This is a genomic window from Flavobacterium sp. 1 (assembly GCF_002797935.1).
In the GTDB taxonomy this organism is placed as follows: domain Bacteria; phylum Bacteroidota; class Bacteroidia; order Flavobacteriales; family Flavobacteriaceae; genus Flavobacterium.
The window spans coordinates 4678190-4696025 of record NZ_PGER01000001.1 but is presented as its reverse complement, the minus strand read 5'-3'; the positions used below and the strand labels follow the sequence as shown (position 1 = coordinate 4696025).

The 17836-nt window shown below is 34.0% G+C and carries 14 protein-coding genes and 1 pseudogene; 6 read left to right on the top strand and 9 right to left on the bottom strand.

Annotation, left to right across the window (positions count from 1 at the left end; genetic code table 11):
* Nucleotides 1-134: 134 nt before the first annotated feature.
* Entirely contained in the window at nt 135-2633 is a 2499-nt protein-coding gene (locus tag CLU83_RS19085; RefSeq protein WP_100433073.1) for a DUF5686 and carboxypeptidase-like regulatory domain-containing protein, read from the bottom strand.
* A 65-nt stretch (nt 2634-2698) separates the two neighbouring features.
* Nucleotides 2699-3676, bottom strand: coding sequence for a pyruvate dehydrogenase complex E1 component subunit beta (locus CLU83_RS19080; RefSeq protein ID WP_100433072.1), 978 nt, complete (start codon nt 3674-3676; stop codon nt 2699-2701).
* A 454-nt stretch (nt 3677-4130) separates the two neighbouring features.
* On the opposite strand from CLU83_RS19080, the gene CLU83_RS19075 reads away from it, so the two are divergent.
* The 4 genes from CLU83_RS19075 (at nt 4131) to CLU83_RS19060 (ending at nt 7770) form a co-directional block, all read left to right on the top strand.
* Nucleotides 4131-4877, top strand: a complete 747-nt coding sequence (locus CLU83_RS19075; protein ID WP_100433802.1) for an electron transfer flavoprotein subunit beta/FixA family protein — start codon at nt 4131-4133, stop codon at nt 4875-4877.
* A 116-nt stretch (nt 4878-4993) separates the two neighbouring features.
* Nucleotides 4994-5962 carry an electron transfer flavoprotein subunit alpha/FixB family protein gene (locus CLU83_RS19070; RefSeq protein WP_100433071.1) on the top strand — a complete coding sequence of 323 codons (969 nt, stop codon included), beginning with the start codon at nt 4994-4996 and terminating at the stop codon, nt 5960-5962.
* 259 nt (nt 5963-6221) lie between these two features.
* Nucleotides 6222-6839 (top strand): bifunctional nuclease family protein, encoded by a 618-nt coding sequence (locus tag CLU83_RS19065; protein WP_100433070.1) that lies wholly within the window; start codon nt 6222-6224, stop codon nt 6837-6839.
* Between the two features lie 79 nt (nt 6840-6918).
* Complete coding sequence (locus CLU83_RS19060) at nt 6919-7770, top strand: thymidylate synthase (protein WP_100433069.1); 852 nt, start codon at nt 6919-6921, stop codon at nt 7768-7770.
* 28 nt (nt 7771-7798) lie between these two features.
* Here the strand turns inward: CLU83_RS19060 and CLU83_RS19055 are convergent.
* The 6 genes and pseudogenes from CLU83_RS19055 to CLU83_RS19030 form a co-directional block, all read right to left on the bottom strand.
* Nucleotides 7799-8419: pseudogene (locus CLU83_RS19055) on the bottom strand (carbohydrate kinase family protein); the annotation flags it as partial.
* Nucleotides 8420-8656: 237 nt separating this feature from the next.
* Nucleotides 8657-10393, bottom strand: coding sequence for a glycosidase (locus CLU83_RS19050; protein WP_100433068.1), 1737 nt, complete (start codon nt 10391-10393; stop codon nt 8657-8659).
* Nucleotides 10394-10399: 6 nt separating this feature from the next.
* Complete coding sequence (locus CLU83_RS19045; RefSeq protein WP_198512358.1) at nt 10400-11326, bottom strand: carbohydrate kinase family protein; 927 nt, start codon at nt 11324-11326, stop codon at nt 10400-10402.
* A gap of 16 nt (nt 11327-11342) precedes the next feature.
* Nucleotides 11343-12647, bottom strand: coding sequence for an MFS transporter (locus CLU83_RS19040; RefSeq protein WP_100433067.1), 1305 nt, complete (start codon nt 12645-12647; stop codon nt 11343-11345).
* A gap of 3 nt (nt 12648-12650) precedes the next feature.
* Nucleotides 12651-13010 (bottom strand): glutaredoxin family protein, encoded by a 360-nt coding sequence (locus CLU83_RS19035; RefSeq protein WP_100433066.1) that lies wholly within the window; start codon nt 13008-13010, stop codon nt 12651-12653.
* 113 nt (nt 13011-13123) lie between these two features.
* Complete coding sequence (locus CLU83_RS19030; protein ID WP_100433065.1) at nt 13124-15751, bottom strand: TonB-dependent receptor; 2628 nt, start codon at nt 15749-15751, stop codon at nt 13124-13126.
* Nucleotides 15752-15907: 156 nt separating this feature from the next.
* Here CLU83_RS19030 and CLU83_RS19025 point away from each other — a divergent pair, with 156 nt between their 5' ends.
* The gene (locus tag CLU83_RS19025) at nt 15908-16933 is read left to right on the top strand and encodes a LacI family DNA-binding transcriptional regulator (RefSeq protein ID WP_100433064.1); all 1026 of its coding nucleotides are present in this window, start codon (nt 15908-15910) and stop codon (nt 16931-16933) included.
* 40 nt (nt 16934-16973) lie between these two features.
* Here CLU83_RS19025 and CLU83_RS19020 read toward each other — a convergent pair whose 3' ends face one another.
* On the bottom strand, nt 16974-17270 hold the full coding sequence (locus CLU83_RS19020; RefSeq protein ID WP_100433063.1) for an isoamylase early set domain-containing protein: 297 nt from the start codon (nt 17268-17270) through the stop codon (nt 16974-16976).
* Nucleotides 17271-17503: 233 nt separating this feature from the next.
* Here CLU83_RS19020 and CLU83_RS19015 point away from each other — a divergent pair, with 233 nt between their 5' ends.
* On the top strand, nt 17504-17836 hold the full coding sequence (locus CLU83_RS19015) for a 2TM domain-containing protein (RefSeq protein WP_100433062.1): 333 nt from the start codon (nt 17504-17506) through the stop codon (nt 17834-17836).

Sequence of the window (17836 nt, the reverse complement as noted above, 5' to 3'; positions counted from 1 at the left end):
GATAAAATGAAAAGCCTTATGAAAAAAACTGCTAATTTTTGTGGAAGTAAAAAAGCGACCAAAGGAAGCTCTTTTTACTTTTTACAAAAACAGCAGTTTTTGAGTAAGCTTGTAGTGGATAGCTGGATTGGCTTCTAAAAATAGAACCCAAAGGATGCTTTTACTGCAAATTTATTCGCATTTGGCACATCGAGATAACCACCTCTCCAAGAGAAATCTACACGTAATATCTTGAAAATATTTCCTATTCCTGCATTGTATTCCCAATACACATTCTCTGGTGCTACATACTCTAAGCCCGAAGCATTTATGGCTTTATTGTCGTCCGAAACGGTACCGTAAACGGCTTTTACACCCACAAATTCTCTCCAATTGAGTTTTCGCATAAAAGGAATTCGAGCAAACAGTCTTCCGTTGAAATCATGATTCCACTGGAATGTAGCATACTTGTCGGTAATAAATTCGTAATAATTAAGATTACTAAACGTATTCTCAATAGTAAAAAACGTCTGGTTTCCAGGCACTATACTCAATAAGCCCAAAGGAACTGTCCCGAAAGTTTTTCCAAGTTCCAATATCAGATTAGTGCGTCCAAGAGGGCCAATAATGATGGGCTGTTTGTAATATATTTCGATTTTTTTATAATTAAAATCGCTATTCATTACCCCCTTGTATCCTTGGCTGTAATTAACAAATACCGTGGTGTACGGACTGCTGGCTACGCTTCGTTCAACTCCATAAGCGATGGTTCTTCGATTGGGAGTATATTCTGCCTGAATATTAAACTCAGATTGAGTTGTAGTGCTTTTTACAACTCCCGCAGGATTTGCTGCCGAGGGCAAAGCGGTATAATAATCTAAACTAAAAACAGGCGAAGCTGATTCCAATGTTTTATAAGATACTCCCGTTTGAAACGTCAGATTCTTAACTGGCTCTATAGCAACGTAAGCATTCGTCAAACCTATGTTGGTTAATTTACCGTTAGATCCTGTTGTAAAAAAGGCAGATGAGCCATAATTTCTAGCCAATATATCATTGGTTGTAGTCAATTGAGACCCCAATTGTTCAATATCACGCCTATTCCCTCCAGAAATAATAATTCGGTTTTTCTTGTCAATCATCCATTTTCCAGCAAAACCATATTTAAACTTTTGATCTGTAAATCCATAAGCTGTGAAAGCCTGTACCCGCCAAGGATCGTTTGGACCAAAATAGGTTCTCGCACCTAATCGGGCTTTAAAACCTTCGACTTCATTATATCCAAAAGTGGAAAAAATAGGGCCAAAATCAAAATTGCCATAATTAACATAACCACTAGCCAGCATGGTTACCAAACTTGTGATTTGCTTAAACGCCTGTACGTTTTTCAAAGTGTCGAGCATTTTATAAACTCCCTGCTCGTCTTTAGTTAGTTTCTCAAAACGATTCTCTTCCCAGTATTCATTGCTTTTTTTATATATTTCGTTGTCTACAAAATTGACTTCTTCTTTGTAGAATTTCTCTGGTTTTTCGATATTGAATTTATGATTCTGGTAATAAGTTGTTCGCTTGCCATAAACCCCTTTTGATTTTTCTTTTTTATTAAAGGCAAAATCAGACATCAAGTAATCTTTGGTCAAAAGAAAAACAGAATCATTTAAAACTTCAAATTCCTGTTCTACATAAATATCTTTTACCCAGTTGATATTGGCACTTTTGGTAACAGCCATATTGATCTTTTTTATGGCAAATGTGGTGTCATTTACCCAAAAATCACCTTTGAAAGTCAATTCGTTTTTTCTCCTTGGATAAAAAACAATATTGTAACACCATTTTTTATCAATATATGCACTGTCTTTCAGTACATAATTATATACATCAATTCCTGTTTTAGAAAGCGGACTTGTAAAACTTTTGTCAAATAAGGCAATATAATTATTGTATATATTGTAATCTGAATATAAATCTTTTATGAATGATAAAATTTGTTGATTCCCGTCAAAACCGGAAGTCTTACTGGCTTTTGTAATTTCTTTTACTTTCGGTATTTTATTGTCTCCATAAACATCCACCAACGCTTCATTAATAAAAATAGGCAAATAGGTTTTTCCCGTTACTTTCGAAGTGTCAACATGGTCAAATATAAATTCCATGCCTTTGAAAATCTTTTGTTTTCTATAAGCACTGTCAATGGAATTGATATCAAATTCCACTTTTTCATATTTCTCCATTTGGTATTGAGCAAACTGATACAATCCGTTTTTGCGCTTTTTTTCCCAAATTTTTCGCAGAATATCAAGTGCCGGATTGTTTTTCTTAGAAGTTTTTCCAGTATAAACCACTACTTCTTTCAAAGCCAGCTGTTCGCTTAATTCAATTGTAAAATTATAATTAACCGTTTTGCTAAGCGTAATTTCTTTATCAGAAAATCCAATCGAAGTAATCACCAGTGTTGTATAGGTATTTGGAGATTCCATATAAAATCTTCCGTCCTCATTGGTCACAGTACCTATACTTGAATTTTTGAAAACAACATTTGCATAAGGAACAGGCTGTTTTTGTTTATCCACAACAATACCGCTCACTTTTGTCTGACCAAAAAGGGAATTCGTTGTAATAAGAATTAATACGATAACGGCTAATATTTTCTTCATGATGTATAAAAAAAAGCTTCATCAAAATTACAATTGATGAAGCTTTTCAAATAGTTATATTCAAATTATTTGTATAATACTTTCTTAACTGCTTTCACAACATCTGCTGCATTTGGCAGCCATTCTTTCAATAATACTGGAGAATATGGCGCTGGAGTATCCGCAGTAGTGATACGTTGAATTGGAGCATCAAGGAAATCGAAAGCTTGCTCTTGAACTAGGTAAGCAATCTCTGAAGATACACTTGCAAAAGGCCAAGCCTCTTCAAGAATTACCAATCGGTTTGTTTTTCTAACAGACGTTAAAATTGCTTCATTATCCATTGGACGAACAGTTCTCAAATCGATAATTTCACAAGAGATTCCTTCTTTTGCCAATTCATCTGCTGCGATATAAGCTTCCTTGATAATTTTTCCAAAAGAAACGATAGTTACATCAGTCCCTTCTCTTTTAATATCGGCAACTCCAATTGGAATAGTATATTCACCATCTGGCACTTCACCTTTGTCACCATACATTTGCTCTGATTCCATGAAAATAACTGGGTCATTATCACGAATAGCCGATTTTAATAAACCTTTGGCATCATAAACATTTGACGGAACTACCACTTTTAGACCTGGAGTATTGGCAAACCAGTTTTCGATAGCCTGAGAGTGAGTTGCTCCCAATTGTCCTGCTGAAGCAGTTGGTCCACGGAAAACGATAGGCACGTTAAACTGACCGCCTGTCATCTGACGCATTTTTGCAGCGTTATTTATAATTTGATCAATACCAACCAAACAAAAGTTGAAAGTCATATACTCAACAATCGGACGACAGCCATTCATTGCCGATCCTACTGCAATTCCAGTAAAACCAAGTTCAGCAATTGGTGTATCGATTACTCTTTTTTCACCAAACTCAGCTAGCATTCCTTTAGATGCTTTATAGGCACCATTATATTCTGCAACCTCTTCACCCATTAAGTATATGGACTCATCGCGACGCATTTCTTCACTCATTGCTTCACAAATGGCCTCTCTAAATTGTATCGTTCTCATATTTATATAGTCTGTGTGTAATTTTTAGAAATGCAAAAATAATTATTTTAAATTACTTAAAAGCATAAAACACTTTAAAATAACAAGGTTTTATACTATTGTTTTTTTTAGAGCTATTTACCTCCTCAGTTCGTTTCACTCGTACCCAGCCGACAAAAATAATTACTATCTATTTTGACCTAGATGACATGCGCAAAAAAACAAGAACTTAATCCTTGTCTTTCTATTTGCTTAAATTACAATAGCCCCTTGACAAATTGTGACGGCTGATGTAAATTGTTGAAATTCACAAAATATTATTCATTTTAAAAAAAAATTATCATTATAAACATTCTTATCACATTAGAATTGACGAAATCGTAATAGTTACATGAAATGTTATGCGTGCATAGTAAATTATTCGATTTATTATTTTAAATTTGTCAGAGAAAAAAAAGAATTTAAATATATAATTATGAAAATATTAGTTTGCATCAGTCACGTTCCTGATACTACATCAAAAATCAATTTCACTAACGGAGACGCTGAATTTGATACCAATGGAGTTCAATATGTAATTAATCCAAATGATGAATTTGGACTAACACGCGCAATATGGTTCCAAGAACAGCAAGGTGCTACAGTTACTATCGTTAATGTAGGCGGACCAGATACAGAACCTACTTTAAGAAAAGCATTGGCAATTGGCGCTAACGAAGCGATCCGTGTTAATGCAAATCCAACCGATGGCTTTTTTGTAGCTAAACAATTAGCCGAAGTAATTAAAAATTGTGAATATGACATTGTAATTGCAGGAAAAGAATCATTAGATTATAATGGCGGAATGGTTCCTGGTATGATTGCTGGTATTTTAGGGTACAACTTTTTAAATTCTTGTACAGCAATCACTGTTGAGGGAACGAACGTAACAGCTGTTCGCGAAATAGACGGCGGAAAAGAAACAGTAAGCACTACATTACCGCTTATCATCGGAACTCAAAAAGGAATTGTAGAGGAAAAAGATTTGCGTATTCCAAATATGAGAGGAATCATGACTGCCAGAACAAAAGCTTTGACGATTCTTGAACCTGTTGATGCACCTGCAAATACTAAAGCAGTGAAATTTGAAAAACCAGCTCCAAAATCGGCGGTGAAATTAGTTTCTGCAGATAATCTGGATGAATTAATTAATTTATTGCACAACGAAGCGAAAGTGATTTAAGAATTGGATTACTGATTAACGATTTTTGATTGCTGATTGCAAAAAAAATCTAAAATCTTTAGTCGAAGTTCTAAAATCTAAAATCACAAGTCTAAAATCTAAAATCACAAATCATCATGTCAATATTAATATATGCAGAATCTGCAGAAGGAAAATTTAAAAAAGTAGCATTAGAATTAGCATCTTATGCAAAAAAAGTAGCCGAATCATTAGGAACAACCGTTACAGCTGTAACTGTAAATGCTGGTGATGTTTCCGAATTATCAAAATACGGAGTTGATAAGGTCTTGAAAGTAAACAATGACAAATTAACAAGCTTTACAGCTAAAGCCTATGCTGATGTCATCAAGCAGGCAGCTCAAAAAGAAGCAGCCAAAATAGTTCTATTACCTTCTACAACAGACAGCATCTACATGGCTTCTCTTGTAGCTGTAGCGTTAGAAGCTGGTTATGCTTCAAATGTTATTGGTTTACCGGTAAACACTTCACCATTTCAAGTAAAAAGAACTGCTTTTTCAAACAAAGCTTTTAATATCACTGAAATCAATACGGATGTAAAAGTATTAACTATAGGTAAAAACTCTTATGGTATCTTTGAAAATGCCTCTTCTTTGACTGAAGAAGATTTTAATCCAACTATCGGAGATGCTGATTTTGGAGTAAAAGTGGTCTCTGTAGAAAAAGTTTCAGGAAAAGTTTCAATTGCCGATGCCGATATCGTTGTTTCAGCCGGACGCGGTCTTAAAGGCCCTGAAAACTGGGGCATGATTGAAGAATTAGCAGGAGTTCTTGGAGCAGCAACTGCTTGTTCAAAACCTGTATCCGATTTAGGATGGAGACCTCATGGAGAACACGTAGGACAGACAGGAAAACCAGTAGCGACTAATTTATATATTGCTATTGGAATATCTGGAGCCATACAGCATATTGCAGGGATTAACTCTTCTAAAGTAAAAGTCGTTATTAACAGCGATCCCGAAGCGCCATTCTTTAAAGTAGCGGATTACGGAGTTGTAGGTGATGCATTCGAAATTGTGCCTCAATTAATAACTAAATTCAAAGCTTTCAAAGAACACCAATCTTAAAGTAATTAGTGAATAGCTATTAGCAATTAGCTTGGAAACACAGATTTTAACAAAAACTAATCACTCTTCGCTAATTGCTAAGGACTAAATCACTGCAGATTTAATTTCTCTTATAATTAAGCTGCCTAAAAACAAGATAATCGTATCTTTGCTTTAGGCAGTTTTTTTCTTCCATAAATTTTGATTAAAATTGCACTTTATTTAAAACAGGAAATAAGACACAATTAATAGAGTACTTTGTACTTCTCACTATAACAACATGAGCTTAGTTAAATTATCTATAAAAGGAATTTCATACAGTCAAACTCAAAATGGCGCCTATGCGTTAATCTTGAATGAGGTTGACGGGGAACGGAAATTGCCTATTGTTATTGGAGCGTTTGAAGCTCAGTCTATAGCAATTGCTTTGGAAAAAGAAATTAAGCCTCCACGCCCTTTGACACACGATTTGTTCAAGAATTTTGCAGAGCGTTTTGATATCGTTGTAAAACAAGTAATTATTCACAAATTGGTTGATGGCGTTTTTTATTCCAGCATTATTTGCGAAAGAGATAAAATTGAAGAAATAATTGATGCCCGAACTTCAGATGCAATTGCTTTGGCTATTCGATTTAATGCGCCTATTTTTACCTATAAAAACATATTGGACAAAGCAGGAATTTATTTGAAAGCCAACCCTCTTGAAAGCGAAGCGTCTAATGAAATAGAAGATATTCTTTCCAATCCAGAGACTTTTGGCTCAACCGAGAGTAACGAATCCGGCAATACGTATTCTAATCATAGTTTGCAGGAATTAAACGAATTATTAGCGCAAGCGGTCGAACATGAAGATTATGAAAAAGCGGCTAAGATTCGAGACGAAATTTCTAAGAGATAGTCATAATTTAAAATAGTTTAATTGATGATTTGTTTAATCGTTTATCTTAGACAAATTGACAATTAACGGTTAAACACAAATGAAACAATACCTAGACTTAGTACAGCATGTTATGAATAACGGCTGTCAAAAAGGAGATCGAACTGGAACTGGAACAAAAAGTGTATTTGGCTATCAAATGCGGTTTGATTTAAGCGAAGGTTTTCCAATGGTGACTACCAAAAAACTACACCTTAAATCTATTATATACGAATTACTTTGGTTTTTGAAAGGCGATACTAATATTAAATACCTTCAGGAAAATGGAGTAAAAATATGGGATGCTTGGGCAGATAGCCAGGGTAATTTAGGTCCGGTTTACGGACATCAATGGCGTAATTGGAACAGTGAAGAAATAGACCAAATTTCAGAGCTTATTACTGAATTAAAAACAAATCCAAACAGCCGCAGAATGCTTGTTTCGGCATGGAATCCATCTGTATTGCCAGACACTACTAAATCATTTGAGGAAAATGTCGCCAATAATAAGGCTGCTTTACCTCCTTGTCATGCCTTTTTTCAATTTTATGTTATTTCACCAGATACCACTAAAGGAGAAACCAAAGGAAAACTTTCCTGCCAATTGTATCAGCGCAGTGCAGACATATTTCTCGGAGTGCCTTTTAATATTGCCTCTTATGCATTGCTAACGATGATGATTGCACAAGTTTGTGATCTTGATCTAGGCGAATTTATACATACCTTTGGAGATGCGCATATTTACAACAACCATTTTGAGCAACTTGAATTACAGCTTAGCCGTGAACCCAAACCGCTTCCAAAAATGATCTTAAATCCAAATATAAAAAACATCTTCGATTTTGATTTCGATGATTTCACATTAGAAGGATACGAGCCTCATGCCCTTATTAAAGGAAATGTAGCTGTATAAAATTAAAAATCCGCTTAAAGCGGATTTTTTAATTCAGTTCTTCATTTAAATTCAGATCATCTGGTAACCTCCCGACGTTTTGCAACTTTATACTGGCTAGTTTTTGGGCAATCGTAATTGTTTCTTCAAAATTCTTATTCAATAATTGTGCGTATAAAAATCCGGTCCAGAAAGCATCGCCAGCGCCAGTTGTATCTTTTATCTCGGAAATTGGTATCGCTTTTTGATGAAATATCCCATAAGTGATATTTGACAATACAACACCGTCTTTCCCTTTTGTCAAGCAAATGGTTGAAGCGCCTAATTCATGGAAATATTCAAAAATATAATCTTCCGTTTTTGTCTCTGCAAAAAGTCTGTAACAATCATCTGTACTTAATTTTACTAAAGGATCTGTAGATAAGTATTCCTTTAGAATAAGCTTAGCTTCCTCCCGGTCTGTCCAAATCCTCTCAGAAAAATTAATATCAATACTTGTTTGCAAGCCCAAAGCTTTTGCTTTTTTGGCACTTTCTAAAATAGTGGTACGAGCTGGATTTTTGCTTAAAGCAAAACAAGTAGTATGAAAAATCTTGGCACATTCTAAAAGTTCATCAGAAATTTGACTCTTATCTATTTGACAATCAGCTTCTCTGTATGGAATAAAATCAGGCGTTCCAGTTGATTTTGATACAAAAAAATACTGTAGTGGGTTCGGTTTCTGCTTTTCTGACTTGAGATGTAATTATATGGTATTTTTTTAATTTCCGAATGATATATGGCAATTTTAACTGTACTTTTTTTCTTTACTGGTTTGTATCATTATTAATTTCTCTTCCTTCTTCACGTATACCTATTTATTTATTTTGATGAATTTTCACGTGATTTTTCGATTACAGTACGATATTTAGAAACTCATCTTGCTTAGCATACCATTTTCTGTATAGTCAATTGTAAAAGCCTTGGTTTTAAGGTTCGCTTTTAGGTTCGCAAAGCTAGTACCATTACCCCATTTGATATCCAAGATGTCATCTTCAGCATCATTTATATCTACTTCACCTGAAAAGGCATTTGAAGTATTTCTTAAACGAATGATTTCGAGTTGTTTATTAACAACTTCTGTTTTCAGCCCTTGCTCGATATCCTGCATTGACAATGTGGTGCGATTAATTTCTTTATGTCCGGCACTACCTCCATTATCTGCCGCTTCATAATTGTTTTTGCCTGCAAAAATATCTAGATACCAAACCTGCGGTATTCCAGGCATAAACATTTGAATGGCTCTCGCAAGCAGTAACTTTTGTTCATTTTCACCCAATGCACTAAAAAAAGTAGCATTTATTTGATAGTAAGAAATTTTATTCCCGGAAGGGTCGTAAAGATTTTTCACACGACCACCACGTTCCATGATTGTGGTCATTATTTTTTCAATCTCGGCATCTTCTAATAATCCTTTATTGTAAACACCGTTTACTTCCTTGCCTTTCAAATCTAAAACTGGTATTCCATCGTGGCAACCAAGCATATTTACCGTTTTATATCCTTTGGCAATAATTTCCTTAGTCCAGCTAATCAATGCTTTACTTGTTTGATTTTCGATAGTATGAATCGTTAAACCAGGTAAGAAAAAGTCATAGATATAATATCCTTCATTGGCTACTTCATCGTGTAAATGCAAACCATATTCTGCGTGAATTTCTGGCAACAACATTAAATTATTTTGCTGTGCTATTTTCTTGATTCGGTCTAAATAGTCCCAGGTTCCAGGTTTATTAAAAAAATTGGACTCTCCTACTTGTTTATGCAAATAAGCAAAAGCATCTAATCGAAGAATAGTACAACCATAATCACTTAATTTTTTTAGTGTTTCCTCATAAAATTCCCAAACCAAAGGTGATGCAGCATTGACATCCATTTGTCCTAAATAGGAACGCTTTTGCTCTACAATTTGTAAAATTTCTAATTTAAGAGGGGTACAATCTTCAAAGTTTAGGGTGGTAAAATCTTGATTGTTATTCATTGCGGCATTCACTAGAGTAACAATAAATAGATTTTGAGCCTCAGTCAATCCTTTTATGTTTTGTAAATCTTCAACAGCAATCGGATTGTAGGTTACTTGCTGATAAAAAGTATTCCAATACGGCTGTTCTGTACTATCTGGGAAACGCACTTTTAATATGGGCAAACCTGACTTTCTCATAAATAATTTATTGAGAAACTTCGGTTCTGGAATTACAATTCCATCTTCATTTTTTACCCCATTTCCTTCCCAGAATTCATTCCAGTTGATAAAAAAATCTTTAAATTTAGATTCATTCCCGTATTGCAGCAGGTCTTTAAACTGTGGTGAAGCCACAGAGAGATGATTCAATACAATATCAAACTTAAGCTTTATCTGGAGTTCATTCAAGTCCTTTAAATCTTTTATGTCTACTAGTTCCTTGTTTATATCATAATCAATGATTGAAAAACCTCTATCTAAATCACTGTTAAAAAAAGTTGGCAATACATATATAAAAGAAAAGACATCTTTAAAAACGTCCATCTTGAGCATGCCTACGGTATCACTAAATTTCTCTCCTATACTATCTGGATAAACATTTAGCATTACTCCATTGCTGATATTTTTATTTTTATGCTGCATCGTATTTTATAGAAGTTTAGAAAGGATGTTGATGTTATCTGGCAGTCGTCCTACATTTTGCAGTTTTAAAGCTGCTAATTTTAAAGCGATATCCAAACATTCATTAATTGGTTTTTCTTTTATATGAGCAAATAAGAATCCGGACCAAAAAGCATCGCCTGCACCAGTGGAGTCCAAAACCATGTCAATTTTTATTGCCGGCATTTGTATTATTCCTTTCCCTTTTTGAGATAATTTCACCCCTTTGCTGCCTAAAGTCAGGCAAACTGTATCTACTCCTTGATCGTGAAAAAATTCAAATATCTCGTTATGAGGAAGTTCCTTTTCAAAAAGACGCAGCATATCATCTTCACTAATTTTTATTAATGGATTGAACTGGCAATAGGTTTTGATTACTTTAAAAGCCTTCTTTTGACTTTTCCACAGCTTTTTTGCATAGTTAATATCGATACTTAACTTACATCCTAAATCGTGAGCTTCTTGTGCTTTCTTTAAGATAGTTTTCTGTGCGGGATTTTTACTTAATGCAAAACAAGTGGTATGAAATATCTTTGTACGGGATAGTATTTCCCTTGAAATTTGTTCTTCATAAATGCAACAATCTGCTGAACGATACGGAATGAAATCTGGTGTACCCTCGGATCTTGAAACAAAAATCACACTAGTCGATTTATCATCCAGGACGTTAAGATGGTTTGTATTCACGCCAACACTCGCTAATCGTTTCGTAATATAGGATCCAAAACCATCGTTTCCAACAGTTGCAACCATAATAGTATTCAAACCTAATCGCGTTGAATTCATGGCAACATTAGTAGGCGAACCTCCTAAATACCTATGATAATCTCTAGTTTCATTAATAAGCACACCTTCTTGACGCCCAATAAAATCTACCAGAACTTCACCAACACAAAGGATGTCTATTTCCTCCATTTTATTATTTATTATATTATTCACTTAATTTTGTGTTTTTTATTTTGATTAATAAGGTGCAGATAGCAGCAAGCACTAATAATACACCAGCAAAACGAATTGCTTGACGAGGGTCGTTATCCAAAAAGTTCTTTAAAATGTAACCAAAGGACAGGTTTTGGATAATCATTGGAATAACAATCATCATATTTATAATTCCCATATATACCCCATAACGCTCTTTTGGAACAACCGCAACGACCATTAAATATGGAATACCCATCATACTTGCCCAAGTAATTCCGTACCCAATAATAACCGCAAAAAAAACATATTGATTTTGTACTGTTGGAAACCACAAAAAAGAAATAGCTCCAAATAGCAGACACGCAAAATGAATCATTTTTGCACCGTATTTTTTGGCTAATTTGGCTAAATAAAAGGCAATAGAAAAAGTGACTATAAATCCAAAAGCGCCAATTAATCCGTTCCATTCTACCGCTTTTTCATAACCCATCACATTCTTTGGAGTCACATTCCACACGGACAAGGCAATACTTTTTGAATTGTTTTGCCAATAGCACATCATCGCATACCACTGAAACAAATAAACCAGAAACAGTTGCCACATCACTGTTGGCATTTCTAAAACTGCTTTATAAATATCAATGAAGGGCGAAAAAACATTTAATGGTTCAGCTTTTAAAATGGCTAATTCTTCTGCTGTTGGCGGGATTTCTTTTGTTTTGCCCATACTCCACCAAATGGAAGTTACAGAAAGGATTGCTCCTAAAAAGAAGGAGGCATAAATCCAAGTTGGTAATGATCCGGTATAACCAACAAAAACAATTGGAAACAGAAAAAGAGAAATATAAGCCAGAAACTGTCCAAAACCAGTAAAAAAACTTTGCGCCTGAAAACCTACTGGTTGTTGTTCTTCGTCCAGCGTATCGGCAATAAAAGCCCGATACGGCTCCATGGCGGTATTGTTTCCTACGTCTAAAATCCAAAGCAAGCCTGCAGCCATCCATAAGGAACTGCTAAATGGGAATAGAAATAATGCGATACTACAAATTATGGCTCCAATGAAAAAGTACGGTTTGCGCCTGCCCCATCTTGGATGCCAAGTTTTATCACTCATCGCACCAATAATGGGTTGAATCAATAATCCCGTTAATGGCCCAGCAAGATTTAGTATCGGAATTTGATCTGGACTTGCATGTAAAAAGTCATATATAGGATTAACAGCACTTTGTTGTAAACCAAAACTGTATTGAATTCCGAAAAAACCGACATTCATACTGATAATCTGCCAAAAATTCAGTTTTGTCTTTTTGAACATAGCTTAGGGAATTAATTTTTTTATAAAATCATCAAACGTGGTATTGTTTGAAAATATTTCTCCATATTTATCAATAACTGGAATTCCGAGATTATTTGTGTTTATGTTGGCCTTTCTCAGTTTTGCAAGCATTTCATTAAGAGCGCCTTTGTCGGTATCGATATCGTAAAAGATGAAATCAATTTTATTTTCGATTAAGATATTCTTAGTATCGGTGCAATAATGGCAATTTGGACTGCCATAAATAAGGATTATTTTTTTTGCTTTTTCATTCGATTTTTCTGGTTCTGCAATAGCTTGAGCATTCAAATTAATTTGAAAAAGAGTAAAAAAGAGTAAAAATAAATAAACGTTTTTTTTCATTTTGATGAATTTAAAGAGTGGTCAGCAATAATGTTTTTTTTGTAAAAAAACAATTCCTGTATTTTTGAAACATACATACAGGAATTGTCAACTAACTAAAAATATAATATTTTTTAAAATCTATAAGACAAAGCCACTGAAGTAGATCTTCCTGACATTGGTCTAGCTCTTACATAGTTTACAGTATTTGCCGTAATACTACTTTCTTCGGTTTCTGTAATTGCCAAGGTGTCAAATAAGTTGTTTGCTGAGAAATTTACTGATAATCCTTTTGTAATTCCAACTTCAATAAATGCATTTACAATTGCAAAACCATTCATTACTAACTCATTTGAATCTTGTGTATAGGCTTTGGTTTGACCAATAACACTCAATCCAATGGTGTTTTTGTCTTTTGAAAAGTTATAGGTAGGCATAAAATTATACATTAATTTTGGTTGTCTCCTTGGTTCATTTCCATTGTTGTCGCCAGAAATAATTTCAGCTTTTGTATAAGTTAATGCTCCTCGCAAATTAAAATTATCATTCACGTTATAAGACGATTCTAATTCTAAACCATACGATCTATAATTGTTTTTTATAATGCTGTTTGAAGTTGCTTCATAACCGCCTTGCTCGTCTGTTTTAGAATGAAAAGCAGTTGCATATACATATCCGCTAGAAAATTTTTGTTTGTACCCAAATTCGGCTTGTGTCAAAAAGTCCAATGCGTTGATTTTATTTCCATCCAGATAATCCAATCCTGAGAATAAAATGCGATCGGCTTTTGCAGAAGCGCCTTTACTGTATCTTGCGAAAAGAGATTGTTTTTCTGTTAATAAAAAATTAGCTCCAAAAGTATAGGAAACATAATCGTAGTCATAGTGAACAGTAGTTTCGTTTGCTGTGTTTACTGCAGAAACACTTGCTTCAGGAGCAGAAATCATACCGTTATTATTAATATCAAATATGGTTTGTGCACTGCCGGCAAAAGATCCTGAAACCTTACCCATATCATAACGTAAACCACCTTCGAGCGAAAGTTTATCAGTTGCATCAACAGTTACGTTTACATAAGGAGCTGATACATTGTATTGAGTGTCATAATTTCTTGTACAACAATTGCCCCAAGCTGGAACACCATAAGCATACAATCCGTTTTCGGACAATAAATTTCCAGAGGCATTTGTGACATTTATTAAACGAGGATTATTATCTGAAACTTCCTGTAAATAAGAATTCCATAACCATGACATAGAGATGTTTTGAATCGATTTGAAGTAACCAGCTGTGATTCCTACTTTATCAAATTTTTTGGTCACTCTTAAATCATTCATGAAATTACTTAAATCGTTTAATTTTGTGTCAAACATGTGTATTCTGGAAACTAATCCGTTAGGATTGTCAAAAGCTGCTCCAGAATTTGCATACGTCAAAGTTGAACCTGCACCGAATGAATTTGCTATTGCAGAAGCAGAACCAACTTCTGCAGGAAATGGAGCTATAAATCCACCACTATTAGCAGAATAACGAAAATTATCATCTACTTTCCAATCTTCGTCCAGATTAAAAGAAGCACTCGCTCCAATTGATGTTGAAACCGGATTCATTCCATCGGCAACATTTCCTCTTCTTAATTGACCGTCAGGACCAAGACCTACATTATGGTTCAAATAAATAGATTGCAAAGCTCCTGTCGTAGCATCAAAACCTTTAACATTTCCCCAAGTTGGGTCAGCATTTGTTCCCGTAACTTGAACCGGCATTGGCATATAAGCTACGGCTTTGTCATTTAAAAATTTCGCATAAACAGTTACTGTTCCTTTTTCAAATTCTTTTGTGATATTGAATTTTACTTGCCCTCCGTTATTAGATGTAGAACCTGTTTTTCTTACTCCTTCACCCGCTCTGTAAAAACCACCTGCATGAAAATATAAACCATCCCCAATTTTTGCACCGTAGTCTAAATCAGTTCTAAAATTATTGTAATCTAAGCCAAAACTTGTTCTGATCATTCCGCCTTCCGTTTTTCCTGTTTTGCTTATAAAATTGATAATTCCACCGGGAGAATTGGAAGATAACGTAGAAGCCGATCCACCACGAATGGCTTCGATTCTGGAAACGTTTCCGTCAAATCTTGTAAAAATATCGGCTGTTGCAAAAGCTATATCCCCAAATAAAAGCACAGGAAGTCCATCTTCTTGGATTTGTAAATATTTTGATCCCCCCGAAGAAATTGGTACACCACGAACAGAAATATTAGAGTTTCCTTCTCCACCAGATGATTCTGAACGAATTCCTGGAATTGATCTAAAAATTTCTGCTGTTGATCTTGGGGCCGACTGTTCAATCTGTTTTGTATTAAGCGATGTAATAGAAACACTGGATTTTATTTTAGTTCTAGGACTAACAACACCTGTGATAATTATATCATTTAATTGATTTGCATCGGATGTCATTGAAATATTTTGAATCGTATTTCCGTTAATGCTGACAGAGGTTTGTGTCGTTTTATAACCCATATAGGACGCTATGACAATAACATTCCCGTTTTGAAGATTTGGAAATTGATAACTACCGTCAAAATTAGTTGAAGTTCCCTTTTCTGTATTTTGAATCGTAATATTTGCTCCTGAAATTGGATTACCATTCGTATCAGAAACAACTCCTGATAGCGTGGAATTCTGGGAAAAAGACAAATTGAATAGCAATAGTGCTAAGATCAATTGGCATCTTTTTAGTAGTAAAATGATTTTTTTCATGGTTTAAAATTGTTTATTTAATAAATTTAACGTTAATTAATTATAAACTTAGTCTTAACTTAACTAAATAATACAATAATCTTATTGCAAACGTTTGCGAAAACTATGCAAACGTTTGCGATTTGTAATTGAAAAAATAAATCTAATATTTGCTGAATGAAAGAGACAACTCTAAAAGAAATTGCAGAAATTTTAGGAATATCTATTACCACTGTTTCAAAAGCATTACAAAACAAACCTGATGTCAGTAAAAAAACGATAGAAAAAGTTCTTGCTTTGGCAGAAGAACTTAATTACACGCCTAATAGTTTTGCCGTAAATCTTCGGACCAAGGAATCTAAAACCATCGGATTAATTATTCCTGAGGTGGTACACCATTTTTTCTCCAATGTAATAAAAGGCATCATCGCTGCAGCTGAGAAAAATGGCTATCTTGTTATTATTTTGCAATCAAATGAATCTTTGGAATTAGAAAAGAAACAAGTGGCACTTTTAATCAATAAAAGAGTTGACGGAATTATCATGACACTTTCTAATGAATCCAACAATGATTTTCACATCAAGGAAATACTCCGAAAAGGAATTCCTTTTGTTCAGGTTGATAAAATCTCTAAATTAATTCCAAGTTCAAAAGTTATTATCAATGATCAGAAAGCGGCCATGGAAGCAGTTCAGCATTTAATTGACAAAGGATGCCGAAAAATTGCCCACATACGTGGCCCTGAAAATCCCCAAAATGCGATTGATCGTTTTTTAGGATATAAAAAAGCATTAGAAAAAAATGGAATTTCGTATGACTCCAAATTAGTTTACACCTGCAAAAATGTAACTTTTGAAGAAGGAATCGAATTTGCCAAACAAATTCTTGAAGAACATCCAGATGTGGATGGAATTTTTGTTATCACTGATTTGGTTGCAGTTGGTGTTTTGGCATATTTTAATGAAAAACATATTCAAGTTCCTAATAAAATTGCGGTAATTGGTTTCAGTAATTGGTTTATGGCACAAATTATAACGCCAAAATTAAGCACTATTGATCAGCCCAGCTATGAGATGGGACTTGCTGCTTTTACATTATTGCTCGAAGAAATGATTTGCCACAAAAACGGACTTCCATTTTTACCGAGAACAATCGAATTGGAAACATGCTTAATTGAAAGGGAATCAAGCATGAAAAATTAGCGCATTGAATCCCTTTCAAAAAATAAAAAGTATTTTAGAATTAAACCTCTAAAACACTATTCTCTGCACCTGCAAAATCATTCCATTTGAATGAATCTGCTTCTGGTTCATTTACATACGAACCATCAACTAGATATTTAAACTCGTATGTTGCATCTTTACCTAATTCAAAAGTCCCTTTGAAAGTTCCGTTTTTTAATTTGCTCAAAGAACCTTCTTCAATTTTCCAATCATTAAAATCACCAATTACAGACACTTCGTTAGCCTCTTTTGCTTCTAAAGAAAAAGTAACTTTACATACGGGCTTCGTTTTTATAAATTGCTTTTTTACTGACATAACTATTTAATTTTTAAGGTTATAACAAAGTAAATAAAATAATTCGAAACATATACAAACAGTCTCATTTTTAGCATAATAGCAAAAAACACATTTCTTTTTTGTCATTAAAAAAAATTTGAATCTCTAAAATGTTAATTCAATTTAAGAAAACGATTTCCCGTTAAATATTCAACAATCAAAATAGTTACATTTAAAAATAAATTTTACCTTTATAAGCAAAATTCTACATTATGGAAAAAGAATTACATGAACAATATGAATATGCCAGAAACCGCATAAAGCAAAAGAAAAGATTGTATTACCATTTCGTTTTCTTTACATTGTGCAGTATTTTTTTATTCACCGCAGTATATTTTTTTGAAACAGCAATAGAATTAAATTGGTGTATTTGGATTATTACCCTATGGCTATTTGTTTTTGTATTGCATTTCATAAAGGTTTTCATTACCGATAGATTTATGAATAAATATTGGGAAAGAGACCAAATCGACCGGCTTGTAGCGTTACAGCAAAAAAAAATAGTCCAATTACAATCCAAAATTGAGGACAATAATTTTAAATAA

Coding starts and splice junctions, on each gene's coding strand:
- CLU83_RS19085 (WP_100433073.1), bottom strand. CDS start 2,633: ATGAAGAAAATATTAGCCGTTATCGTATTAATTCTTATTACAACGAAT.
- CLU83_RS19080 (WP_100433072.1), bottom strand. CDS start 3,676: ATGAGAACGATACAATTTAGAGAGGCCATTTGTGAAGCAATGAGTGAA.
- CLU83_RS19075 (WP_100433802.1), top strand. CDS start 4,131: ATGAAAATATTAGTTTGCATCAGTCACGTTCCTGATACTACATCAAAA.
- CLU83_RS19070 (WP_100433071.1), top strand. CDS start 4,994: ATGTCAATATTAATATATGCAGAATCTGCAGAAGGAAAATTTAAAAAA.
- CLU83_RS19065 (WP_100433070.1), top strand. CDS start 6,222: ATGAGCTTAGTTAAATTATCTATAAAAGGAATTTCATACAGTCAAACT.
- CLU83_RS19060 (WP_100433069.1), top strand. CDS start 6,919: ATGAAACAATACCTAGACTTAGTACAGCATGTTATGAATAACGGCTGT.
- CLU83_RS19050 (WP_100433068.1), bottom strand. CDS start 10,393: ATGCAGCATAAAAATAAAAATATCAGCAATGGAGTAATGCTAAATGTT.
- CLU83_RS19045 (WP_198512358.1), bottom strand. CDS start 11,326: ATGGAGGAAATAGACATCCTTTGTGTTGGTGAAGTTCTGGTAGATTTT.
- CLU83_RS19040 (WP_100433067.1), bottom strand. CDS start 12,647: ATGTTCAAAAAGACAAAACTGAATTTTTGGCAGATTATCAGTATGAAT.
- CLU83_RS19035 (WP_100433066.1), bottom strand. CDS start 13,010: ATGAAAAAAAACGTTTATTTATTTTTACTCTTTTTTACTCTTTTTCAA.
- CLU83_RS19030 (WP_100433065.1), bottom strand. CDS start 15,751: ATGAAAAAAATCATTTTACTACTAAAAAGATGCCAATTGATCTTAGCA.
- CLU83_RS19025 (WP_100433064.1), top strand. CDS start 15,908: ATGAAAGAGACAACTCTAAAAGAAATTGCAGAAATTTTAGGAATATCT.
- CLU83_RS19020 (WP_100433063.1), bottom strand. CDS start 17,270: ATGTCAGTAAAAAAGCAATTTATAAAAACGAAGCCCGTATGTAAAGTT.
- CLU83_RS19015 (WP_100433062.1), top strand. CDS start 17,504: ATGGAAAAAGAATTACATGAACAATATGAATATGCCAGAAACCGCATA.